Source organism: Streptomyces sp. NPDC001070 (assembly GCF_053598835.1).
The window spans coordinates 95,334-116,938 of the sequence record NZ_JBSFLB010000018.1 but is presented as its reverse complement, the minus strand read 5'-3'; the positions used below and the strand labels follow the sequence as shown (position 1 = coordinate 116,938).

The 21,605-nt window shown below is 73.3% G+C and carries 19 protein-coding genes and 1 pseudogene; 7 read left to right on the top strand and 13 right to left on the bottom strand.

Features of this window, described 5'->3' with window-relative positions:
* Positions 1-42: 42 nt before the first annotated feature.
* The 3 genes from ACWDAS_RS22660 to ACWDAS_RS22650 all read right to left on the bottom strand — a co-directional run bounded on the left by ACWDAS_RS22660 (position 43) and on the right by ACWDAS_RS22650 (position 2,719).
* Positions 43-1,200, bottom strand: a complete 1,158-nt coding sequence (locus ACWDAS_RS22660) for a sensor histidine kinase (RefSeq protein WP_450393730.1) — start codon at positions 1,198-1,200, stop codon at positions 43-45.
* Positions 1,197-1,853 carry a response regulator transcription factor gene (locus tag ACWDAS_RS22655; RefSeq protein ID WP_450393727.1) on the bottom strand — a complete coding sequence of 219 codons (657 nt, stop codon included), beginning with the start codon at positions 1,851-1,853 and terminating at the stop codon, positions 1,197-1,199. Before ACWDAS_RS22655 ends, ACWDAS_RS22660 begins: the two co-directional genes overlap by 4 nt.
* A 155-nt stretch (positions 1,854-2,008) precedes the next feature.
* On the bottom strand, positions 2,009-2,719 hold the full coding sequence (locus ACWDAS_RS22650; RefSeq protein ID WP_450393724.1) for a TetR/AcrR family transcriptional regulator: 711 nt from the start codon (positions 2,717-2,719) through the stop codon (positions 2,009-2,011).
* 116 nt (positions 2,720-2,835) lie between these two features.
* Here ACWDAS_RS22650 and ACWDAS_RS22645 point away from each other — a divergent pair, with 116 nt between their 5' ends.
* Entirely contained in the window at positions 2,836-4,065 is a 1,230-nt protein-coding gene (locus tag ACWDAS_RS22645) for a saccharopine dehydrogenase family protein (RefSeq protein ID WP_450393721.1), read from the top strand.
* Here ACWDAS_RS22645 and tgmB read toward each other — a convergent pair.
* From tgmB to ACWDAS_RS22630, 3 genes are all read right to left on the bottom strand, one after another.
* Positions 4,032-4,988, bottom strand: coding sequence for an ATP-grasp ribosomal peptide maturase (gene tgmB / locus ACWDAS_RS22640; protein WP_450393718.1), 957 nt, complete (start codon positions 4,986-4,988; stop codon positions 4,032-4,034). The genes ACWDAS_RS22645 and tgmB overlap by 34 nt on opposite strands.
* Before the next feature lie 14 nt (positions 4,989-5,002).
* Positions 5,003-5,194 carry a putative ATP-grasp-modified RiPP gene (tgmA, locus tag ACWDAS_RS22635; RefSeq protein ID WP_450393715.1) on the bottom strand — a complete coding sequence of 64 codons (192 nt, stop codon included), beginning with the start codon at positions 5,192-5,194 and terminating at the stop codon, positions 5,003-5,005.
* A gap of 243 nt (positions 5,195-5,437) precedes the next feature.
* Positions 5,438-6,925 (bottom strand): cryptochrome/photolyase family protein, encoded by a 1,488-nt coding sequence (locus tag ACWDAS_RS22630; RefSeq protein ID WP_450393712.1) that lies wholly within the window; start codon positions 6,923-6,925, stop codon positions 5,438-5,440.
* Positions 6,926-7,105: 180 nt separating this feature from the next.
* On the opposite strand from ACWDAS_RS22630, the gene ACWDAS_RS22625 reads away from it, so the two are divergent.
* Entirely contained in the window at positions 7,106-7,597 is a 492-nt protein-coding gene (locus ACWDAS_RS22625) for a DUF427 domain-containing protein (protein WP_450393710.1), read from the top strand.
* Between the two features lie 281 nt (positions 7,598-7,878).
* Here the strand turns inward: ACWDAS_RS22625 and ACWDAS_RS22620 are convergent.
* Together ACWDAS_RS22620 and ACWDAS_RS22615 are read right to left on the bottom strand one after the other, a co-directional pair.
* Positions 7,879-8,373 (bottom strand): annotated as a pseudogene (locus ACWDAS_RS22620) (GNAT family N-acetyltransferase); the annotation flags it as partial.
* Positions 8,374-8,426: 53 nt separating this feature from the next.
* Positions 8,427-9,332, bottom strand: coding sequence for an amidohydrolase family protein (locus ACWDAS_RS22615; RefSeq protein ID WP_450393708.1), 906 nt, complete (start codon positions 9,330-9,332; stop codon positions 8,427-8,429).
* A gap of 140 nt (positions 9,333-9,472) precedes the next feature.
* Between ACWDAS_RS22615 and ACWDAS_RS22610 the strand changes: the two genes are divergently transcribed.
* From ACWDAS_RS22610 to ACWDAS_RS22595, 4 genes are read left to right on the top strand one after another with little or no spacing between them, the layout of a single operon-like run.
* Complete coding sequence (locus ACWDAS_RS22610) at positions 9,473-10,672, top strand: CaiB/BaiF CoA transferase family protein (protein WP_450393705.1); 1,200 nt, start codon at positions 9,473-9,475, stop codon at positions 10,670-10,672.
* Positions 10,673-10,702: 30 nt separating this feature from the next.
* On the top strand, positions 10,703-11,845 hold the full coding sequence (locus ACWDAS_RS22605) for an acyl-CoA dehydrogenase family protein (protein ID WP_450393702.1): 1,143 nt from the start codon (positions 10,703-10,705) through the stop codon (positions 11,843-11,845).
* Positions 11,846-11,897: 52 nt separating this feature from the next.
* Positions 11,898-13,112: an acetyl-CoA C-acetyltransferase gene (locus tag ACWDAS_RS22600; protein ID WP_450393699.1), complete on the top strand. Its 1,215-nt coding sequence runs from the start codon at positions 11,898-11,900 to the stop codon at positions 13,110-13,112.
* A 54-nt stretch (positions 13,113-13,166) separates the two neighbouring features.
* Positions 13,167-15,350: a 3-hydroxyacyl-CoA dehydrogenase NAD-binding domain-containing protein gene (locus ACWDAS_RS22595; RefSeq protein ID WP_450393696.1), complete on the top strand. Its 2,184-nt coding sequence runs from the start codon at positions 13,167-13,169 to the stop codon at positions 15,348-15,350.
* 62 nt (positions 15,351-15,412) lie between these two features.
* On the opposite strand, the gene ACWDAS_RS22590 is transcribed toward ACWDAS_RS22595, so the two are convergent.
* The 5 genes from ACWDAS_RS22590 to ACWDAS_RS22570 form a co-directional block, all read right to left on the bottom strand.
* The gene (locus ACWDAS_RS22590; RefSeq protein WP_450393693.1) at positions 15,413-16,189 is read right to left on the bottom strand and encodes a MerR family transcriptional regulator; all 777 of its coding nucleotides are present in this window, start codon (positions 16,187-16,189) and stop codon (positions 15,413-15,415) included.
* Between the two features lie 221 nt (positions 16,190-16,410).
* Positions 16,411-16,785: an STAS domain-containing protein gene (locus ACWDAS_RS22585; protein ID WP_450393690.1), complete on the bottom strand. Its 375-nt coding sequence runs from the start codon at positions 16,783-16,785 to the stop codon at positions 16,411-16,413.
* The gene (locus ACWDAS_RS22580) at positions 16,782-17,879 is read right to left on the bottom strand and encodes a cobalamin B12-binding domain-containing protein (protein WP_450393687.1); all 1,098 of its coding nucleotides are present in this window, start codon (positions 17,877-17,879) and stop codon (positions 16,782-16,784) included. Before ACWDAS_RS22580 ends, ACWDAS_RS22585 begins: the two co-directional genes overlap by 4 nt.
* On the bottom strand, positions 17,876-19,468 hold the full coding sequence (locus ACWDAS_RS22575; protein WP_450393683.1) for a SpoIIE family protein phosphatase: 1,593 nt from the start codon (positions 19,466-19,468) through the stop codon (positions 17,876-17,878). The genes ACWDAS_RS22580 and ACWDAS_RS22575 overlap by 4 nt, the downstream gene beginning before the upstream one ends.
* Before the next feature lie 229 nt (positions 19,469-19,697).
* Positions 19,698-20,855 carry a PP2C family protein-serine/threonine phosphatase gene (locus tag ACWDAS_RS22570; RefSeq protein ID WP_450393680.1) on the bottom strand — a complete coding sequence of 386 codons (1,158 nt, stop codon included), beginning with the start codon at positions 20,853-20,855 and terminating at the stop codon, positions 19,698-19,700.
* 138 nt (positions 20,856-20,993) lie between these two features.
* On the opposite strand from ACWDAS_RS22570, the gene ACWDAS_RS22565 reads away from it, so the two are divergent.
* On the top strand, positions 20,994-21,488 hold the full coding sequence (locus ACWDAS_RS22565; protein ID WP_450393677.1) for a MarR family winged helix-turn-helix transcriptional regulator: 495 nt from the start codon (positions 20,994-20,996) through the stop codon (positions 21,486-21,488).
* Positions 21,489-21,605 lie beyond the last annotated feature (117 nt).

Genomic DNA, 21,605 nt, shown 5'->3' with positions numbered 1-21,605 from the left:
ACTCCACACGGCGGCGCGTGAATCAGCGGTGAGCGCCGGAGCTCACGCTGCCCTCACACCGGTGCGGCCATGCTGGGCGGGCAACGCGACGGTCACCGTCAGCCCGCCCCCGGGACGCGGTTCCGCCGTCACGTCACCCCCGTGCGCCTGCGCCACGGCCCGTACGATCGACAGGCCGAGACCGCTGCCGCGCGCGGAGCCCACGCGGTCGGTGAGCCGGCGGAACGGTTCGAAGAGCACGGGGATCTCGTGCGCGGAGATCACGGCGCCGGTGTTGGCGACGACCACCCGCGGGCCGCGCCGGTCGTGGACGGTGGTGACGCGGACGAGGCCGCCGGTCTCGTTGTAGCGGACGGCGTTGTCGACGAGGTTGCGGACCAGCTGTTCCAGCAGGATCGGGTCGCCGACCGTGGCGGCCGGACCCAACTCGCTCTCCAGCCGCACCTGTTGCCGGTCGGCTTCCGGCCCGGCGGCGGTGACGACGGCCTCGCACACATCGGCCAGGTCGAGCGGGACGCGGTCGGTCAGCGCGTCCTCGGCCCGGGCGAGGGTGAGCAGGGCGTCGATCAGACGCTCGTGGCGGGCGTTGACCGCCAGCAGGTTCTCGCCGAGCCGCAGCAGTTCCGACGGGGCGCCGGGCCGGTTCATGGCGACCTCGACAAGGGTGCGGTTGATCACCAGCGGTGTCTTCAGCTCGTGCGCCGCGTTGGCGATGAACCGTTCCTGACCGGCGAAGGCGCCGTCCAGCCGGTCCAGCATCCGGTCGAAGGAGTCGGCCAGCCGCTTGACCTCGCCGGGCGGCATCTCCAGGGCGATTCGGCGGTGCAGGGTGCGGCCGGCGATGCGCTCGGCGGTGGAGGTGATCCGGTTGAGCGGACGCAGCAGCCGGCCCGCGGCCAGCCACCCGGCCGTCGTGGCGAGGACACCCACCACCAGGACCGTGATCCCGCCCTTGGTCAGCAGGTTCTTCTCCATCGAGTCCATGATGACGGTCTTCGTCATCTCGTTCGATATGGGGAACACGGCGGGGTCGAAGGCGAGGTCGAGGCTGTAGCGCATGCTGTTGCGCACCAGGATCAGCGATCCGGCCAGCACGGCGGTGGCGGCGACGAAGAACAGCAGTCCGAAGACGGCGGTCAGCTGCACACGCAGGCTGCCGCGCCAGACGCGGCCGGACGGGGCGGCGGTCACGGTGCTCATCGGATCCGGTACCCCACTCCCGTGACGGTCTCCACGACCCCCGGATCGCCCAGCTTGCGCCGCAGCCCCCGGATGGTGACCCGGACGATCGTCGTGAACGGGTCGATGTTCTCGTCCCACACCCGCTCCAGCAGCGACTCGGCCGACACCGGGCCGCCCTGGGCGCGCAGCAGTTCCTCCAGCACCGCGAACTCCTTGCGCGACAGCGACACGAAGCGGCCGTCGCGGTAGGTCTCCCGCAGGTGCGGGTCGAGGCGGATCCCCGCGCGCTCCAGCACCGGCGGGGCGGGCGGCCGCACCCGGCGGCCGAGCGCCCGGATCCTGGCCACCAGCTCCGCGAAGGCGAACGGTTTGACCAGGTAGTCGTCCGCGCCGAGGCTCAGCCCGGCCACGCGTTCGGCGACCGTCGTCGACACGGTCAGCATCAGGATCCGCACATCGGCCCCGTCGGCGGCGGTGCGCCGGCACACCTCGTCGCCGTGCAGCTTCGGAAGATCGCGGTCCAGGACCATCACGTCGTACTCGTTGACCGACAGCCGCTCCAGCGCCGCCTCGCCGTCATGGACGACATCGACCGCGAACGCCTCCTGCCGCAGTCCCTCGGCTATCGCGTCCGCAAGCATCTCCTCGTCCTCCACGACCAGCACCCGCACGCCGCATCCACCCCACTCGCATCGTCGTACCAGGACCCGCCCAGGTGACTGGCGGGTCCGCCCCCCAGTATGCGGAGGTCAGGTGAACCCGATGTGAGCGTCCGGGCCCGTGACGGCCCGCGACGCGTCCGGTCGCGGGCAGCGCACGGGGGCCCTCACCCCTCCCGCGCCGCCGCCAGCCGGGCCGAGGCGCTGTCCAGGAGCATGTCCAGGGCGGTGGGGTAGGCGCTGCGGTTCATGCGGGCGACCAGCAGCTCGGCGGTCGCCGCGATGTGCGGGTGGGTCCGCGCCGGCAGCCGCGCGTACGTCTCCCGCCAGACGTCCCGGTCGGCGGCCCGGGCGGCCTCCGGGAGGGCCAGGGTGGCCGCGTCGAGCGCGGCGAAGGCCAGGGCCTGGTCGATGAAGGCCTGGTAGATCGCCACCGCGGCGGGGTCGCGGAAACCGGCCGTGCGCAGGATCCCGAGGACGGCCTCGTCGGCCGCCGTCTCGTGGGCCCGGCCGGAGACCCGGCTGGCGGTGAGCACCGCCGCCTGCGGGTGGGCGAGGTACGCCGTGTGGACGCGCCGCCCCAGGTCGCGCAGGTCGGCGCGCCAGTCGCCGGTGGGCCGCCAGCCGTCCATGGCCCGGCCCATCAGGTCGTCGGCGATCGCCAGGGTCAGGTCGTCCATGCCGCGGAAGTAGCGGTACAGCGTGCTCGGATCGGCGCCGAGCGCCGTGCCCAGCCGCCGTACGGTCAGCCCCGCGGAACCGTGCTCGCGCAGCATCCGCAACGCGGTGTCGACGATCAGCCGGTGCGACAGCACCGCTCCGCTCCTGGTGGGGCGGCGCCGCCGGCGTGCCGCCTCCTGGATGACCTTCTTGGGCACCGCGCCCTCCCTTGCCGTTGCCCGGACCTTATGCCAACACCATTGACCATAAGTCGCGGGGCGGCGTTTCATCCCTGGCAGAGGCGCCACCGTCTCGGAACGGAGAGTTGTCAGCCATGCGTGTACTGCTTGTGGGAGCCGGCGGGGTGGGTACCGCGATCACCCGGATCGCCGCCCGCCGCTCGTTCTTCGAGGCCATGGTCGTCGCCGACTACGACCTCGCCCGCGCCCAGGCGGCCGTCGACGGCGCCGCCGCCGGCGACGAAGGGCGCGGCCGGTTCTCCGCGGCCCGCGTCGACGCCACCGACGAGGCGGCGGTCACCGCGCTGCTCACCGAGCGGCGCTGCGACGTCCTGCTCAACGCCACCGACCCGCGCTTCGTGATGCCGCTGTTCGGCGCCGCCCTCGCGGCCGGGGCCGACTACCTCGACATGGCGATGTCGCTCTCCCACCCGCATCCGGAGCGCCCGTACGAGGAGTGCGGGGTCAAGCTCGGCGACGCCCAGTTCGAGCGGGCCGCCGAGTGGGAGAAGGCCGGACGGCTTGCCCTGGTCGGCATGGGCGTCGAGCCGGGACTGTCCGACGTCTTCGCCCGCTACGCGGCCGACGAGCTGTTCGACGCGATCGAGGAGATCGGGGTGCGCGACGGCGCGAACCTGACCGTCGACGGCTACGACTTTGCCCCGTCGTTCAGCATCTGGACCACGATCGAGGAGTGCCTCAACCCGCCCGTGGTCTACGAGGCCGGGCGCGGCTGGTTCACGACCGCGCCCTTCAGCGAGCCGGAGGTCTTCGACTTCCCCGAGGGCATCGGCCCCGTCAGTTGCGTCAATGTCGAGCACGAGGAGGTGCTGCTGATGCCGCGCTGGGTCGACGCCCGGCGCGTCACCTTCAAGTACGGCCTGGGGGAGGAGTTCATCGGCACCCTCAAGACCCTGCACCAGCTGGGCCTGGACAGAACCGACCCCGTCGCGGTGAGGAGCGACCTGGGCGCGGCCCGGGTCAGCCCGCGCGACGTCGTGGCCGCCTGCCTGCCGGACCCGGCGGCCCTCGGAGAGCGCATGCACGGCAAGACCTGCGCCGGGACGTGGGTGAAGGGCACCAAGGACGGCCGGCCGCGCGAGGTGTACCTGTACCACGTCGTCGACAACCAGTGGTCGATGCGCGAGTACGGTTCGCAGGCCGTCGTCTGGCAGACCGCCGTCAACCCCGTGGTGGCCCTTGAGCTGATGGCCGCCGGCACCTGGACGGGCAGCGGCGTCCTCGGCCCCGAGGCCTTCGCACCGCGCCCCTTCCTCGACCTGCTGACCTCCTACGGCTCCCCGTGGGGCGTCCGCGAGTCCTGACCGCCGGCCAGCCAGCCCGCGATGGCCGCGGTGATGGGCTGGCCCGTCGCCAGCTCGATGAAGCCGAACTGCCCGCCCTGGTTGCACTCCAGGAACCACCACGCGCCGTCGTCGTCCTCGGCGAAGTCGAAGGCCCCGTAGGCGAGTCCGGCCGCGGCCATGTACGACCGCACGGAGCGGGCGATGCGGGCAGGCGGCTCGACGGGCTCCCAGTCGGCGTCCTCGGGGCTGCCGAACCGCCCGTCGACCTGGCCGGGGCCCGACTTCTTGCGGGCCGCGAACAGTGCCGTCCCCACGCAGGTGAGCCGGATGTCCGCGGTCTTGCGTATGTACTGCTGCAGCAGCGTCGGCCCGGCGGCCACCGCGGAGAAGTCGGCGTCCGGGGCGACCAGCGTGGTCGGCAGTGCCATCGGCGGATCTCCCGGGTGCATGCCGGAGACGGACTTGACGACCAGCTGCGGATGCTGCTCGGCGAACTCCCGCGCCGCCTGCGGAAATGTGGTGATCAACGTGGCGGGCACCGCGAACCCGGAGTGGTGCGCGGTGAACAACTGCCATGGTTTGTAACGGGCCTGCGCCGCGGCGGCCGGGTGGTTCATCCAGCGTGCCCGCACGCAGCGCAGCGCCCCGTACAGTGCCCCGCCGGCCTCGGCGGTCAGCCACGCGGACTGCTCCGAGGCTCCCGCGCCGGGTGTGCCGGGTCTTCGGATCCAGATCGAGCGCAGGCCGTCCATGCTCACCATGCGCTCCTGGACCGACAGATATCCGTGCACGTCGCCGCGCACGTACTCGGCCGACATGGACACCTCGCCGGGGAGGTCCGCCGGGTCCAGGCGCACCACCGGCGTCCCGAGGTCGTGCAGCGCCGCCACCACCAGGTCGGCTGTCACGTCCTCGGGGGAGGTGAGGATCAGGACGGTCATGGGGCTCGCGGTGCTCAGTCGTCGAAGTGCGTCTTGGAGCCGGCGGTGGAGACGGTGGCGGCCGTCGCGAGCAGCAGTGCGCGGTCGCTGATGACGGGGCGTCCGTCGGGGAGGACATTCAGCTGCAGGGCGGAATCGTAGGTGTACGGCGCGACAAATGTTTCGGGTGTGGCCGGCCGGGCATGAATCAGCGCGAACGGTCGCATGGCTTCTCCTCACTACTCCTGCGCGTCGGGCGGCAACCAGCTCCAGCGCCCAACTGCGGCCCTACGTATGAGACTCACGTGGTGCCCCGAACCGTTCCCTGTTACTGGTGTGACGCAGGTAACTATACGTGCCTGAAGTGCATTGAGTTCGCTACTCAGAGTGACATGGTGACTCTCGTTCGTAGGTGTCGCCAGGGGGCATCTGAATTCGGGTACCCCCTGCACGGCCGAGGTTGCACACCGTCACGGAGGTCGCCGCCCGCGCTCCTTCTCCCGCGCCAGGACCTCGGGCAGGTTCCCGAGCCGTTCCAGTCCCCGAACCGCCCTCGCCGTACGGTGGTTGGCCGCCAGCAGGGTCCGGTGCCGGTGCACGAAGGACCAGTAGCCGGTCGTGTAGGGACAGGCGCGCTCGCCCGTGCGTTCGGCGGGCCGGTACGCACAGCCGTCGCACAGGTCGCTCATGCGGTGGATGTAGGCGCCCGCCGAGGTGTACGGCTTGGTCGTCATCAATCCGCCGTCCGCGTACTGGGACATGCCGATGACGTTCGGCGCCATCACCCAGTCGTGGCCGTCGACGAAGCAGCGGTGGAACCAGTCCGTCAACTCGTCCGGATCCCAGCCGCGTTGGAGTGCGTGGCTGCCCAGCACCATAAGCCGCGGGATGTGGTGGGTCCAGCCCGTGTCCCGGACCTGGGCCAGCACCGTCGACAGGCAGCGCGCCCGCACCGCGTCCGCGTCGAGCTCCAGGAACCAGCGCGGCAGCGGGGCGTGGTGGCGCAGTTCGTTGCGGTGGCGGTAGTCCGCGCCGAAGTGCCAGTACAACTGCTGTACGTACTCGCGCCATCCGGCGATCTGCCGGACGAAGCCCTCCACGCTGTTCAGCGGCGCGTCGGCGGACCGCAGCGCGCGCTCCGCCCGCTCGACGCACTCGGCGGGATGCAGCAGGCCCAGGTTGAGGGGGGCGGACAGCAGGCTGTGGCTCATGACCGGATCGCCGGCGAGCATCGCGTCCTCGTAACGCCCGAACTCCGGCAGCCGGTGGGCGACGAAGGCGCGCAGCGCCGACAGCGCCTCCCGCCGGGTCGCCGCGAACAGTCGCGGGCCGTCGCGTCCCACGAAGCGCATCCGCCCCTCGCGCTCCCAGCGGTCCAGGTCGCACCGCACCTCCTCGTCGATCCCGTCCTCGCGCGGCCGCCACGGCGGCGGTACGCCGAGCGAGTCCCGGCCGCGGGGCGGCGGCTCCCGGTTGTCGTGGTCCAGGTTCCAGCGGCCGCCGGCCGGCTCGTCGCCGTCCATCAGCAGGTCGTGGGAGCGGCGCACCCAGCGGTAGAAGTCCTCCAGCCGCAGGCGTCCGCCGGTGCGGCCCTCCAGCCAGGAGCCGAATTCCGCGCGTGACACGAGGAATCCGCGATCGGGCAGCACCTCGACCTGGTCCAGCGCCCCGACGAGCCGCAGCGCGGCCCGTGACGTCGGACGGCAGACCGTGACACGGGCGGTTCCGACGGCCTCGCGCAGCCCCTCGCGATACGTCTCCGCCCGCACGTAGCGCACACGGTCACCGAGCTCCGCCGCGCGGTGCCGCATCGCGGACAGCACGAGATGCGCCTTGGCCCGGTGGAACCGGCGCCGCGCGAACACCGAGCGCGCCTCGATCATCACCACGGGAACACCGGGGTCGAGGAAGTGCGGCCCCAGTTGGTCACCGAAGAGCCAGTGCGGACGTGGCGCCATGCGGGCGTACCTCCGGGGGACGTGCGGCGGGACGTACGGGGATGTTCCGGGCGGTGACATCCTTCATCACGGTGGGGGCCGGTGCCCGCAACGACGCCCTTGGCGGTTCGTCGGTGTCGTCGTACCGGAGTACAACGGGAAGCGGGGGGTGCCCGTCCGCCCGCGTCCGAGGAGTGCCCGGTGTCCGCAGCCTCAGCCGGTGGCGTGCCGCGCGAGTCCGTCTGGGACTACCCGAGGCCGCCCGCCGTCGAGTCCGTCGGCGACCACGTGGTCGTCGAGTACGAGGGCGTGGTCGTGGCCGACACCCGCGAGGCGTTCCGCGTGCTGGAGACCAGCCACCCGCCGGTCTACTACCTGCCGCCGTCGGCGGTCGACACTGCCCTGCTGCGGCCCTCCGCGCGGCGGACGCTGTGCGAATGGAAGGGCCAGGCCGTCCACTGGGACCTCGTCGTCGCGGGCCTGACCTCGCGCGACGCCGCCTGGAGCTATCCCCGCCCGCGCCCCGGCTACGAGGACATCGCCGGGTACCTCGCCTTCTACCCCTCACGCGTCGGCCGGTGCACGGTCGACGGCGAGGTCGTCCTGCCCCAGCCCGGCGACTTCTACGGCGGCTGGATCACCTCCCGCGTCACCGGCCCGTTCAAGGGCGGCCCGGGCACGGCGGGCTGGTGAGGCGGACGCCACGGGCGGGGCCGCGTGCCGGTGCGGGAGCGCCGGCGCCGCAACCGCCTGCCGCGGTGACCGCTCCTCGCGGTTCTCGGCGGTGTGCCTTGGGCGGCGCCCGGGCGTACCGCGCGGGCGGGACCACACGCCGGGACGGCAGTCCCCACCGTGACCTGCCCCTCCGGGGTGGTCCGGGGAGGGCCCGGCCGGGGCCGGCGGCCCGTCACCTGTCTTGCGGGGCCGGCCGCTCCCGGTGCGCCGCACGAGCCCGGTCGCTTCGCCGGGGCGGATCAGCCCCGTGAGGCGTCGGAGGCCGCCGCGATGTCCCGCTGCCAGCGGGTCTCGCCGTCGACGACGGCGGACGTGGGGGTGAGCCCGGCGGCCGCGGCGACGGACCGGGACGCCAGGTGCGCGGGGTGGACGTGGGCGATGACACGGTCGACGGGGAGCGCGGCGAGCCAGGTGACGAGGGCGACGGCCGCCTCCGTGGCGATGCCGCGGCCCTGCCAGGGGGTGCCGACCACCCAGGCGACCTCCGCGACCGTGCCCTCCGCCGCTCCCCACGCCACCGTCGCCTGGACGGTGCCCGCGAGCCGGTCCTCCGCGCGGACCCGGATCACCCAGTTCCACCAGGAGACGGCAGGGTCGCCGGACCCGGCGACGAGGCGCGCGTAGCGGGCCCGCAGGCCCGGGACGTCGTCCGGCGACCCGCCGGTGAACTCGTGGAGCCGCGGGTCGGCGAGCACGGCGGCCATCTCGTCGGCGTGCTCCACCGCCAGCGGCTCCAGCACGAGCCGCTGGGTGAGGAGGATCCCGGGTTCCGCGGGCGGCACGGCGGTCACCCCGCGAGCCCGAAGAGCCGGACCGCGTTGCCGTGCAGGACACCGCGCATCCAGTCGTCCCCCAGGTCCAGCCGTGTGAGCGCCTCCAGGGCGTGCGGATAGGAGTACGGGATGTTCGGGAAGTCGCTGCCGAACAGGACGCGCTCCCCGAGGTCCGCCAGCCGCTTCCGCTCGGGGACCGGGAAGGGCGCGTCGGCCTCGCAGAAGTCCGTGCACGCCATCGTCGTGTCCAGGTGCACGCCCTCGTACCGCTCGGCGAGGTCCAGGAAGGCCCCGTACTCGGGCATGCCCATGTGGGCGACGATCAGCCGCAGCCGCGGATGCCGGGCGAGCAGCCGTGCGACGGGTGCGGGGCCGGTGTGGCGGCCGGGGACCGGGCCCGAGCCGCAGTGCGTGACGACGGGGACGCCGGACTCGGCGAGCAGCCCCCAGACGGAGTCGAGCAGCGGGTCGTTGGGATCGAAGGCCCCGACCTGGATGTGGCACTTGAAGACCCGCGCGCCCGCCTCCACCGCCTGCCGGGTGTATGCCGCGGCCTCCGGCTCGGGGTAGAAGGTCGCCGTGTGCAGGCACTCCGGCGTCCGGGCGGCGAAGCCGGCGGCCCAGGAGTTCAGCCAGGCGGCCATCGCCGGCTTGTGCGGGTAGAGCATCGAGGTGAAGGCGCGCACCCCGAACGCCCGCAGCGTGGCCACGCGCCCGTCCTCGTCGGTCCGGTACGCGATGGGCCACGGCCGGCCCGTGAGCGGCCCGGCGGAGTCGAAGTACGCCCAGACCTTGGCCAGCACGCGGTCCGGCATGAAATGCGTGTGCGCGTCCACGATCCCGGGCAGGCCGAGCCCCTGCCAGAGCTCGCGCACCCGTATGCCGTCGTCCGGCGGCGCCACGTCCGTCACCTCTGCCACTGTGCCTCCTCCATGGCGGTGAACCTCACACGAACCGCGGCCCGCGGACCCTGCGGCCCTTGTCAACGGCATCGCGCATCCATAGCATCGCCAGTGTTACAGCAATACTGTCATGCTCGTTGCGAAGCCGGAGGCCCCCGATGACCGAGGCGGGAACGCGACCAGGGGAACCGGCCCCCGCCACCGGGCCGCTCGCCGGTGTGCGCGTGGTGGAGCTGGCCGGGATCGGCCCGGCCCCCTTCGCCGCCATGCTCCTCGCGGACCTCGGCGCCGACGTCGTCCGTGTCGACCGGCCCGGCGGCTCCCCGCTCGGCATCGACCCGGCGGGCGACGTCACCAACCGCAACAAGCGCTCCGTGGTCATCGACCTCAAGAGCGCCGAGGGCGCCGGGCTCGTGCTGGACCTCGCCGCACGCGCGGACATCCTGCTGGAGGGCAACCGCCCCGGCGTCACCGAGCGCCTCGGCGTCGGGCCGGCCGACTGCCACGCCCGCAACCCCCGTCTGGTCTACGGCCGGATGACCGGCTGGGGCCAGGACGGGCCGCTCGCCCCGCGCGCCGGTCACGACATCGACTACATCGCCGTCGCCGGGGCCCTCGGCATGATCGGCCCGGGAGACGGGCCGCCCGCGATCCCGGCCAATCTGCTCGGCGACTACGCCGGCGGCTCCCTCTACCTGGTGACCGGCGTCCTCGCCGCCCTGCACCACGCCCGCGCCACCGGCACCGGCCAGGTCGTCGACGCGGCCATCGTCGACGGCGTCGCCCACCTCGGCGCGATGATCCGAGGCATGGCCGCCGCGGGCGGCTGGCAGGACCGGCGCGGCGCCAACCTCCTGGACGGCGGCTGCCCCTACTACGCGGTGTACGAGACCGCGGACGGCGGCTGGATGGCCGTCGGCGCCCTGGAACCCGCCTTCTACGCGGAGTTCGCCCGGCTGCTCGGCCTCCCCGGCGACGCGCCGGACCGGGGCGACCTCGGGCGCTGGGACGAACTGCGCGCCCTGATCGCCGCGTGCTTCAAGTCCCGTACCCGCAAGGAGTGGACCGAGGTCTTCGAGGGCAGCGACGCCTGCACGGCGCCGGTGCTGTCCCTGGCCGAGGCCGCGGCCCACCCCCACCTGGCCGCCCGCGCCACCTTCACCGACACCGGCGGCATCACCCAGCCCGCTCCGGCACCGCGCTTCTCCACCACTCCCGGCACGCTCCGCCGGCCGCCCGCCCTCCCCGGGGCGCACACCGCGGAGGTCGCCCGGGACTGGGACGTGCCCGCGCTCGCCCCCCGGGCCACGGCGCCCACCCCCACCCCCGTCGAGCAGACCGGGAACCGGCTCCCGTAGCCGGGCCACCGGCGGAAGGCAGGCAGAAGCATGCAGCGCGACCTCTTCGCGGCCGAGCACGAGGCGTTCCGGGAGACCGTCAGGACCTTCCTCGCCAAGGAGGTGCTGCCGCACCACGAGCGCTGGGAGAAGGCCGGGATCGTCGACCGGGAGGCCTGGCTGGCCGCCGGCCGCCAGGGCCTGCTGGGCCCCGCCGTGCCCGAGGAGTACGGCGGCGGGGGCGCCGGGGACTTCCGCTACGCGGCCGTCCTGGCCGAGGAGTTCGCCCGCGCCGGGGCGCACGGGCTCGCGCTCGGCCTGCACAACGACATCATCGGCCCGTACCTGACGGGACTGGCCACCGAGGAGCAGAAGCGCCGCTGGCTGCCGGGCTTCTGCAGCGGCGAGATCATCACGGCCATCGCCATGACCGAGCCCGGCGCGGGCTCGGATCTCCAGGGCATCCGCACCACCGCCACCGACGCGGGCGACCACTGGCTCCTCAACGGCTCCAAGACCTTCATCTCCAACGGGATCCTCGCCGACCTCGTCGTGGTCGTCGCCCGGACCACCCCCGAGGGCGGCGCGCGCGGCCTGAGCCTGCTCGTGGTCGAGCGCGGCATGCCCGGCTTCGAACGCGGCCGCAACCTCGACAAGATCGGCCAGAAGGCCCAGGACACCGCCGAGCTCTTCTTCAACGACGTACGGGTGCCCAAGGAGAACCTGCTCGGCACCGAGAACCAGGCCTTCTTCCACCTCATGGCCAACCTCGCCCAGGAGCGGCTCACGATCGCCGTCGCCGCGGCGGCGGCCGCTGAGCACCTGCTGGACCTCACCACCACCTACGTCAAGGAGCGCGAGGCCTTCGGGCGCCCGCTCGCCCGGCTCCAGCACATAAGGTTCGAGATCGCCGAGATGGCCACCGAGTGCGCCGTCACGCGCACCTTCGTCGACCGCTGCGTCACCGAGCACGCGGCGGGCCGGCTCGACGCGGTGCACGCGTCGATGGCCAAATGGTGGGCGACAGAGCTGCAGAAGCGGGTCACCGACCGGTGCCTGCAACTGCACGGCGGCTACGGCTACATGACCGAGTTCCCGATCGCGAAGGCCTTCGCCGACGGACGCATCCAGACTATCTACGGCGGTACCACCGAGATCATGAAGGAGATCATCGGCCGTTCACTGCTCGGCTGATCCCGTCCCGCCCGTCACCCGCAGCCACACCCTCATCGAAAGGCACACGACGTTGAGCACCGACGCCTACGTCTACGAGGCCATCCGCACCCCGCGCGGGCGCGGCAAGGCCAACGGCTCCCTGCACGGCACCAAGCCCGTCGACCTGGTCACCGGGCTCATCGACGAGCTGCGCCGCCGTCTGCCCGGCCTCGACCCGGCCGCGATCGACGACATCGTGCTCGGCGTCGTGACCCCGATCGGCGACCAGGGCTCCGACATCGCCAAGACCGCCGCCATCGCCGCCGGACTGCCCGAGACCGTGGCCGGCGTCCAGGAGAACCGCTTCTGCGCCTCCGGCCTCGAGGCCGTCAACATGGCCGCCGCCAAGGTCCGTTCCGGCTGGGAGGACCTGGTGCTCGCGGGCGGCGTCGAGTCGATGTCCCGAGTTCCCATGGGCTCCGACGGCGGCGCCTGGGCGATGGACCCGATGACCAGCTACACCACCGGCTTCGTCCCCCAGGGCGTCGGCGCCGACCTCATCGCCACCATCGAGGGCTTCACCCGCCACGACGTGGACTCCTACGCCGCCGAGTCGCAGGCCCGCGCCGTCGAGGCCTGGAAGGAGGGCCGCTTCGACCGCTCCGTCGTCCCCGTCCTCGACCGCAACGGCCTGGTCGTCCTCGACCGCGACGAGCACATCCGCCCCGGCACCACCGCCGAGAGCCTGGCCGGGCTCAAGCCGTCCTTCGCCACGATCGGCGAGGCGGGCGGCTTCGACGCCGTCGCCCTGCAGAAGTACCACTGGGTCGAGAAGATCGACCACGTCCACCACGCGGGCAACTCCTCCGGCATCGTGGACGGCGCCGCCCTGGTGGCCATCGGCAGCCGCGAGACCGGCGAGCGCTTCGGCCTGACCCCGCGCGCCCGCATCGTCTCCGCCGCGGTGTCCGGCTCCGACCCCACCATCATGCTCACCGGCCCCGCCCCCGCCTGCCGCAAGGCGCTCGCCAAGGCCGGGCTGACCATCGACGACATCGACCTCGTCGAGATCAACGAGGCCTTCGCCGCCGTCGTGCTGCGCTTCATGCGCGACATGGGCCTGAGCCACGACAAGGTCAACGTCAACGGCGGCGCCATCGCGCTCGGCCACCCCCTCGGCGCCACCGGCGCCATGATCCTGGGCACCCTGATCGACGAACTGGAGCGCCGCGACCAGCGGTACGGACTCGCCACGCTGTGCGTCGGCGGCGGCATGGGCATCGCCACCGTCGTCGAGCGCCTCTGACCGGCCTCGCTGTCAGTCCCCGTCCCGATCATCCCGCAACGGAGCCGACCGAACATGACCGTTCTTCCGACGAACACCACCATCCGCTGGGAACAGGGCGAGACCGGGGTCGTCACCCTCGTCCTCGACGACCCCAACCAGTCCGCCAACACCATGAACCAGGCCTTCAGGGACTCCCTGCGGGCCGTCGCCGACCGCCTCGAGGCCGAGCGCGAATCCGTCCGCGGCGTCATCGTCACCTCCGCCAAGAAGACCTTCTTCGCCGGCGGCGACCTCAAGGACATGATCAAGGCCGGGCCCGAGGACGCCCCGCAGATCTTCGAGGCCGGCATGGCGATCAAGCGCGACCTGCGCCGCATCGAGACCCTCGGCAAGCCCGTCGTCGCCGCCATCAACGGCGCCGCGCTGGGCGGCGGTTACGAGATCGCCCTGGCCTGCCACCACCGGGTCGCGCTCGACGCGCCCGGCTCCAGGATCGGCCTGCCCGAGGCGACGCTCGGCCTGCTGCCGGGCGGTGGGGGAGTGGTCCGCACCGTGCGGCTGCTCGGCATCACCGACGCGCTCCTCAAGGTGCTCCTCCAGGGCACGCAGTACGACCCGAAGCGGGCGCTGGAGAACGGTCTGGTCCACGAAGTGGCCGCCGACCGCGACGAGATGCTCGCCAAGGCGCGTGCCTTCATCGACGCGCACCCCGAGTCCGCGCAGCCCTGGGACACCAAGGGCCACCGCATCCCCGGCGGCACCCCCAGCACCCCCGCCTTCGCCGCGAACCTGCCGGCGTTCCCCGCCAACCTGAAGAAGCAGCTCGCCGGCGCCCCCTACCCGGCGCAGCGCAACATCCTGGCCACCGCCGTGGAGAGCGCCCAGGTGGACATCGACACCGCGTTCACCATCGAGGCCCGCTACTTCACCGAGTTGGTGACCGGCCCGATCGCGAAGAACATGATCCAGGCGTTCTTCTTCGACATGCAGGCCGTCAACTCCGGTGCCAGCCGCCCGAAGGACATTCCCGCGCGCACCGTCACCAAGGTCGCCGTCCTCGGCGCCGGCATGATGGGCGCCGGCATCGCCTACTCCTGCGCCAGGGCCGGCATCGACGTCGTCCTCAAGGACGTCACCGCCGAGGCGGCCGAGCGCGGCAAGGCGTACTCCGCCGGTCTCCTCGACAAGGCCCTGGCCAGGGGCCGTACGACGCAGGAGAAGCGGGACGCGCTGCTCGCCCGGATCCACCCCACCGCCGACCCTCAGGACCTGGCGGGCTGCGACGCCGTCATCGAGGCGGTCTTCGAGGACCCGGCACTGAAGCACAAGGTGTTCCAGGAGATCGAGGGCATCGTCGCCCCCGACGCGCTGCTGTGCTCCAACACCTCCACCCTCCCCATCACCGTGCTCGCCGAGGGCGTCCAGCGCCGCGAGGACTTCATCGGCCTGCACTTCTTCTCGCCGGTCGACAAGATGCCGCTGGTCGAGATCATCAAGGGCGCCCGCACCGGCGACGAGGCGCTGGCCCGCGCCTTCGACCTGGTCCGCCAGATCCGCAAGACGCCGATCGTCGTCAACGACTCGCGCGGCTTCTTCACCTCGCGCGTCATCGGGCACTTCATCAACGAGGGCGTCGCCATGGTCGGCGAGGGCATCGACCCCGCCACCGTCGAGCAGGCCGCAGCCCAGGCCGGCTACCCGGCCAAGGTGCTCTCCCTGATGGACGAGCTGACCCTCACCCTGCCCCGCAAGATCCGCAACGAGTCGCGGCGCGCGGTGGAGGAGGCCGGCGGCACCTGGCAGCCGCACCCCGCCGACACCGTCATCGACCGCATGGTCGAGGAGTTCGGCCGCCCCGGCCGCAGCGGCGGCGCCGGCTTCTACGACTACGCCGACGGCAGGCGGGCGGGCCTGTGGCCCGGACTGCGCGAGCACTTCACCAGGCCCGAGGCGGCGGCCGTCCCGTTCGAGGACCTCAAGGAGCGCATGCTCTTCGCCGAGGCCCTGGACTCCGTCCGCTGTCTGGAGGAGAACGTCCTGACCTCTGTCGCCGACGCCAACATCGGCTCCATCCTCGGCATCGGCTTCCCCGCCTGGACCGGCGGCGTCCTGCAGTACATCAACGGCTACCCCGGCGGCCCGGCCGGCTTCCTCGCCCGCGCCGAGGAGCTGAGGGCCGCGTACGGCGAGCGCTTCGCGGCGCCGGAGCTGCTCGTGCGGAAGGCCGAACGCGGCGAGACCTTCAGCGACGGCTGACCCGTACGCCCACCACGCCGCGGTCCCCGGGCACCCGGGGGCCGCGGCGTCGTCGTGCCGCCTCAGTCCTCCCCGCGTGCCCGGTCGCCGAGCCCGGCGGCGGTGGCCCGCAGCTCCTCGGCGAGCGACCGCTGGAATGCGGTGACCAGGGCCTGGACGACCATCGGCTGGAGGTCGTCGGTGAGCCTGCGCATCCGCGCGCGCTCCTCGGGCGCGGGGCGCCCGGCCACGTACGGCTGCCACACCTCCTGCTGGAACAGCCGGTGCAGCTCGTGGGCGACCGCGCGGGCGTGCTTGAGCACGATCTCCCGGGTGGCGAGCAGCGTCTCCAGCGGGATCGGCACGTCCAGCAGACGTACGCCCAGGTGCAGCAGCGCCGGGTTCACCAGGAGGACGCCGGGCTCGGCCGTGGGATGCAGGACGCCCATGGCGGCGAGCCGGTCCAGGTCGTGGCCGCTCAGCGGACGACCCGCCCGCTGCTCCAGCCTGTCGCGGGCCACCTCCTCCGCGGCGTCCGGCATCCATGTCGCCACCAGCGCCCGGTGCAGCGCGAGGTCCTCGGGCGTGATGTCGGCGGGCAGCTGGTCGAGGTAGCGGCCGATCGCGGCCAGCGTCAGCCCCTGCCGCTGCAACTCCTCGATCAGGGCCAGCCGTGCGAGGTGGTCCGGCCCGTACAGCCCGACCCGCCGGGTCCCCAGTTCCGGCGGCGGCAGCAGCCCCTTGGCGCTGTAGAAGCGGATGGTGCGGACCGTCGTTCCGGACCGTGCCGCGAGCTCGTCCACCGTCAGGCGCGGCTCGTCGGCCGCCGGCGCGGTCTGCCGGGCGGGGGACTGCGTCATGCGCCGGATCTCGCTCTCTGCCTCGCCGCGCTGGTCATGCCACCAGTATGACCGGTCACGGTCCGCAGCCGGAGCGGACGGCGGACAAGATCGGCCACCGCACCCGTCGACGGCCCGGTGGGCGCTCCGGCCGAGGGCGGTGATCCGGACGGGCCGCGGACGCCCGGGCGGCGCGCCCCGTGCCCGCAACAGGCGGGTACCGGGGGGAGGTTCCGCCGATGTCACGAACCGGCCGGGCGGCGCGAGTCCGGGCCCGAGCCCAGGGCGTCCGCGAAGTGGTCCTCCAGCCCCGTCACCTTGATGACCCGCAGCAGCGGGGGCGGCAGGGAGACGAGCCGCAGGGCCGTGCCGGCGGCCGTCGTCCTGCGGAGGGCGACGATCAGTGCCGACAGCCCCGAGGAGTCGCACACGCAGACGCCCGACAGGTCCAGGACCACGTCGGGGGGCGGGCCGCCCTCGGCCAGTACGTCCGTCACGGCGTCCAGCAGGTCCGGCGCGGTCTCGTGGTCGAGGTCGCCGGTGACATGGAGGACCACCGTGCCGGTGCCGGGGCGGTCGACGCTCAGGTGCAGGGGCGGAAGGTGCGGCTGCGTCATGCGGTGTTCGCCGGTCGCTCCGGACCGGTCGCCTCCTGTGTTCGTCGGATCGCCGTGACGCCCGACGCGAGCAGCGCGAGCGCCCTGGGGAAGTCGCGCAGCGTCGTGGCCATCAGCTCCAGGCTCACGGTCAGCGCCGCCGCGGGAACGCCGCGGGCGGTGAGGATCCGCGCGGTCCAGACAAGGAAGTCGGTGAAGAGATCCGCGTCGTCGACGTACAGGGCGGCCGACAGGTGGTCGGCGATGTGGCCCAGGTCCTCGGCGGTGTGGTCCAGTTGGCGCTGCGTGTACGAACGGCTCGCCGGGACGACGCCGGGAAGCGCCGCCATGGTCTCGGCGACGAGCCGCGATCTCGCCCTCCCCACCAGGGTGTACTCGTCGTCCGCGGGACGGGTCGCCCACTCGTGCGGCTGCCGAACCACGGGCGGCCAGCTCCGGGACAGCCGATCGGCCGCGGCCGAGGCGTCCGCCGCCCAGGCGTCCGCGCCCAGTTGCAGCGCGTACCGGCCGTCGGGGCCGAAGCCCCGGCCGCCGGCGAGCACCGCCACGCCCGCCGCCTGGCACGCGGTGATCGTGGCGTGCGCCCTGGGCAGCCGTACGGTGAGCGACGAGCTCAGCGCCACGGCGTCGGGCCCGGTCGCGTGCAGATGCGCCACCAGATGCTGCGCCGGGACGTGGGCGCCGAGGAAGTCGACGTGCCAGCCGCGCAGCCGCAGGGTCTCCGCGACCAGCCGCGCGGGCATCGTGTGCCACTCGCCGTCCACGCAGGCGACCACCACGCGCCCCACCGGCGGCGAGGAACGCCGGTCGGCCGGGGCGCCGGTGAGCGCGGCGATGGCACGTTCGCTGATCGCGGTCGCCGCGTGCTCCTGCCCCACGGTGATCCGGCCCGCCGCCCACTCCCCGCCGATCCGCCGCTGCGCGGGCGCGATGACCTCCTGCAGTATGCGTTCCGGAGGGACGCCGTCGCGCACGGCGGCATCGACCAGGGCCACGGCCGCGTACTCGTCGCCGCTCGCGATGGCGGTGAACAGGGCGTCCGCGCGCTCCTCCGCCGAACCGGCCGGTGACGGGCGGGTGCTCAGGGTGCTCATCCGGTGAACCTGCCCCGTCCCTGGCCGTCCACCGCACTCAGATGGGTGCCGCGGGGGGCGGCCACGCCGACCAGCGCGATGTCGTCGTGGGGGCGGTCGCCGAGCCATTCGGTGGTGCGCATCTCCACGTGCTCGACGAGCGCCTCCACCGGCATGCCGACACAGCCGGCCATCGTCAGCTTCAGGCGTTCGGAGCCGAAGAACTCACGGCCCGACACCCCGCCGCGGGCCTCGGTGACGCCGTCCGAGTAGAGCAGGCAGCTCTCGCCGGGCTGCAGCACCGTGGTGAAGGTGGTGGCCCGCACGACGGGGACCGCCCCGATCAGCGTGCCGGACGTCTCGGCCTCCTCCACCTCGCCGGAGGCCCGCAGGATGAGCGGCGCCGGATGACCGCCCGCGGTGAGCCGCAGCCGCACCTGGCCGTGGCCCATCGGGGTGACGCCGGCCAGCACCATGGTGGCGAAGCGGGCGTGGGAGGTGTTGAGCAGCGCGTGGTTGAGCAGCGTCAGCAGCCGCACGTGGTCGGTCTCGACCAGGCGCAGCGCACTGAGGGTGTTGCGGATCTTGCCGGTGAGGACGGCGGCCTCCAGACCCTTGCCGCACACGTCACCCAGCACCACGGTGCTCTCCCCGTCGGAGTCCCGCGCCGGGTAGGCGTCGTAGAAGTCCCCGCCGATGCGCAGCGTCTCGCGGGCCGGCCGGTAGGAGCCCGCGACCTCCGTGCCCCCGATGGGCTCGAGGCGCGGCGGCAGCAGGTCCTCCTGGAGCAGGGCGGCGCTGCGCGCCTGTTCGGTGTAGAGGACGGAGGCCGAGATGGCGGCGCCGGCCCGGGCGGCGAAGACCCGGGCGAAGGTCTCCTCCTCCACGGTGAAGGGGTCTCCGTCGCGCCGCATCAGGATGAGCGCCCCCGCCGGGACCCCGTTGCCCGGCAGCGGCGTCACCAGCAGCGACACCGGTGCGCCGAAGTCCTCGGGGACCACCCACTGCGGGGCCTGCGCGGGGTCGATCCAGCGGGACGGCACGGGAGGGAATCCGGACAGTGCCTCCACCAGCCCGGGCACCTCGGCCGGGTCGGCGGACAGGGCGCACTCCTCCACACCCGGGCGTCCGGCGACGGCACGGGTCAGCCGCAGCCGGCGCCGGTCGGGCGGGGTGACGACCACCGCGGCGTCCGCGAGCCGCGACGCGGCCAGTTCTGCCGCGGCGGCCACGCACTTGCGCAGGTTGAGCGAGGAGAGCAGCCGGGCGGAGGCCTCGGCGAGGAACTCCGTACGGCCGTGCGCCAGCCGCAGTTCGCGGTCCGCGCTGCGGGCGTCCGTCACGTCGGTGAGGTACCAGGCGTGGTGCCCGCCCGGCAGATCCGCGCGGCGTGCCGTCACCTGACGGCATCCGACGCCGCCGTGCGCGGTGGGCTCGCCGGCGGCGTCCGCCGCCGACAGCCATCCGGGGGCGGCGTCGGCGAGCCGGAGGCCCGCGGCCAACTCCGGTGCCCAGGAGGTGATGACGGCGTTCACCGCCCTGATCACCCCCGCGCGGTCGCACACCACCACGGCGGTCTCGGTCAGCGACTCGACCAGCGCGCGCAGCACCCGCTGCCCGATCCGGGTGGAGGTGCCCGAGCCCTGCGTTCGAGCGACCGGTGAGCGTGGAGGCGGGAGAGACGTCACAATGCGGTAGGAGCGAGGCCGAGGCCCTGTGGGACCGCGTGGCCCGCTCCGGTCACCCTCTCGTACCTGGACGACGGCTGGCGGGGAAACAGTTGCTGTGCGGCAAGAGTCTTCCCCATCTCCGGTCAGCGGGCAAGCCACCCCCCGCGGTTCAACGCCAGTCCAGGCACACCGCCAGCGCGTCGTCCGCGGCCTCCGGCAGTACGCGGTGGCCCGGGAGTTCGCCCAGGACCGCCCGCGGCACGTCAGCGGCCGGAAGCAGCCGGGTGGTCAGCATCGCGCGGGCCAGCGCCCGTTCACCGTACGACTCACCGGTCGGTGAGGCGGTCTCGTACACCCCGTCACTGACCACGAGGAGCCGGTCGCCGGATGCCACCTCGAACCGCTGGGGCACGTACGGGGTGTCCTCGAACATGCCCAGCGGCAGCTGCGCCTCGAAGCCGATCGCCTCCACCGTCGATCCGCGCAGCCGGTACACGCGCGGCGACCCGGCGTCGACCACCTCGACCGCGCCGGTCGCCAGATCGAAGCGCATCAGCAGCACCGATACGTACTGCTCGCCCCGGTACCGGGCGAAGACGGCCTGGTCGGCGAGGGCCGCCTGGTCGGCGAGGGGGATGCCGGCCCGCCGGGCGTTGCGCAGCGCGTTGACGGTGAGGCTCGTGAGCAGGGCGGCCTCGATGCCCTGGCCCATGCCGTTGGTGACGGTCAGTGTGAGATCCCGCTCGGAGGCCGACCAGTCGAAATTGTCGCCGTGGATGTCGTACGCGGGCTCCAGTTGGGCACCGAGCGCGTACTCGTCGCGGGCGCACGCGCGCCCGGGCAGCAACTCCCACTGCATCTCCGCGGCGAGGGTGAGCCGGTCCCGGCGGCGGGCACGCAGGAAGCGGTCGGTGTCGCGGTCGGCCACCAGGATGTGGTGGCCCAGGATCTCCGCGATCTCCGCGAAGTCCCGGACCTCCTCCGGTGACGGCTCACCGGGCAGCGTGACACTCAGCACACCGATCCGGTCGCCGCGCACGCTCACCGGCAGGTGCAGCCGCACGCGGTCACCGGCCGTCGCCTCGGCGAAGGGCTGCTGGGCGCCGAAGGCCCGGCCCTCGGGGGTTCCCGCGACGGGCACGGCCGCGTCGGCGGGCTCCGGCGCGGAGACCGGCTGGAGCACGGCGAGGCCGTAGTCGGCGAGCAGGAGCTCCACGGAGACGGCCGCGCAGTGGGTGCGCAGGACGTCGGTGAGGGCGGCGGGGAGGTCATGGGGCGCCGATCCGCGCAGGGCGCGTTCGGCGGCGAGCGGGGCGTTGGGGTTCACCGGGTCGGGACGGTCCTTCTTTGGGCGAGGGGCTGGGTCGGTTAGCGTGGTGGTGCGCCGTCCGGCGCACCCTGTCCTGTATTCCTCTACCCGCTCGCCGGTGTGACCCCGCGGGCGGCGCGCCGCGAGGAGGTCGCCTTGCCCGCCACCGCCGGATCCCAGCGGGACGCAGCCGTGGCCGCGGCGGCGTCCGTGGTCGAGGCACTGGAGGTGCTGTGGGGCCGCGGCCGCGACGCGGGTGACCCGCCCGTACCGCCCTCGCAGTTGCGCCTGCTGTTCGCGCTGGAGGGCAACGAGGGGATCAACCTGCGGACCCTGTGCGACGCGCTGGGCGCCGCCCCGCCGGCGGTGAGCAGGCTGTGCGACCGCCTGCAGGCGGTGGGGTACCTGACCAGGGACACCAGCCCGACCTCGCGCCGGGAGGTGTGCCTGTGGCTCACACCGCGCGGCGCCGCCTTCCTGGCCGAGCTGCGGGAGCGCAGGGAGCGGGAGCTGGCGACGGTCGTGGCCGCGATGCCCGAACGGGCCCGGCGCGCACTGCTGGAGGGGCTGACCGCGTTCCGCTCCGCCGCGGAGGCGACAGGGCTCGGTGCCGTGCGGCCGCTCCCCGGCGGCCGTACCCACAGCGCCTAGTCGCCCCGGACCCCCTCGGCCTCCGCCGGGGCCCGTTCGCTTCCGGGCCCTCCTCCATGCAATTGTTGCGTTCGAACACTGTTGCCGAACGGCAATGGTCGAGGATGATCGGCACTG

Coding starts and splice junctions, on each gene's coding strand:
- ACWDAS_RS22660 (WP_450393730.1), bottom strand. CDS start 1,200: ATGAGCACCGTGACCGCCGCCCCGTCCGGCCGCGTCTGGCGCGGCAGC.
- ACWDAS_RS22645 (WP_450393721.1), top strand. CDS start 2,836: ATGCGTGTACTGCTTGTGGGAGCCGGCGGGGTGGGTACCGCGATCACC.
- tgmB (WP_450393718.1), bottom strand. CDS start 4,988: ATGACCGTCCTGATCCTCACCTCCCCCGAGGACGTGACAGCCGACCTG.
- tgmA (WP_450393715.1), bottom strand. CDS start 5,194: ATGCGACCGTTCGCGCTGATTCATGCCCGGCCGGCCACACCCGAAACA.
- ACWDAS_RS22630 (WP_450393712.1), bottom strand. CDS start 6,925: ATGGCGCCACGTCCGCACTGGCTCTTCGGTGACCAACTGGGGCCGCAC.
- ACWDAS_RS22610 (WP_450393705.1), top strand. CDS start 9,473: ATGACCGAGGCGGGAACGCGACCAGGGGAACCGGCCCCCGCCACCGGG.
- ACWDAS_RS22605 (WP_450393702.1), top strand. CDS start 10,703: ATGCAGCGCGACCTCTTCGCGGCCGAGCACGAGGCGTTCCGGGAGACC.
- ACWDAS_RS22595 (WP_450393696.1), top strand. CDS start 13,167: ATGACCGTTCTTCCGACGAACACCACCATCCGCTGGGAACAGGGCGAG.
- ACWDAS_RS22590 (WP_450393693.1), bottom strand. CDS start 16,189: ATGACGCAGTCCCCCGCCCGGCAGACCGCGCCGGCGGCCGACGAGCCG.
- ACWDAS_RS22585 (WP_450393690.1), bottom strand. CDS start 16,785: ATGACGCAGCCGCACCTTCCGCCCCTGCACCTGAGCGTCGACCGCCCC.
- ACWDAS_RS22580 (WP_450393687.1), bottom strand. CDS start 17,879: ATGAGCACCCTGAGCACCCGCCCGTCACCGGCCGGTTCGGCGGAGGAG.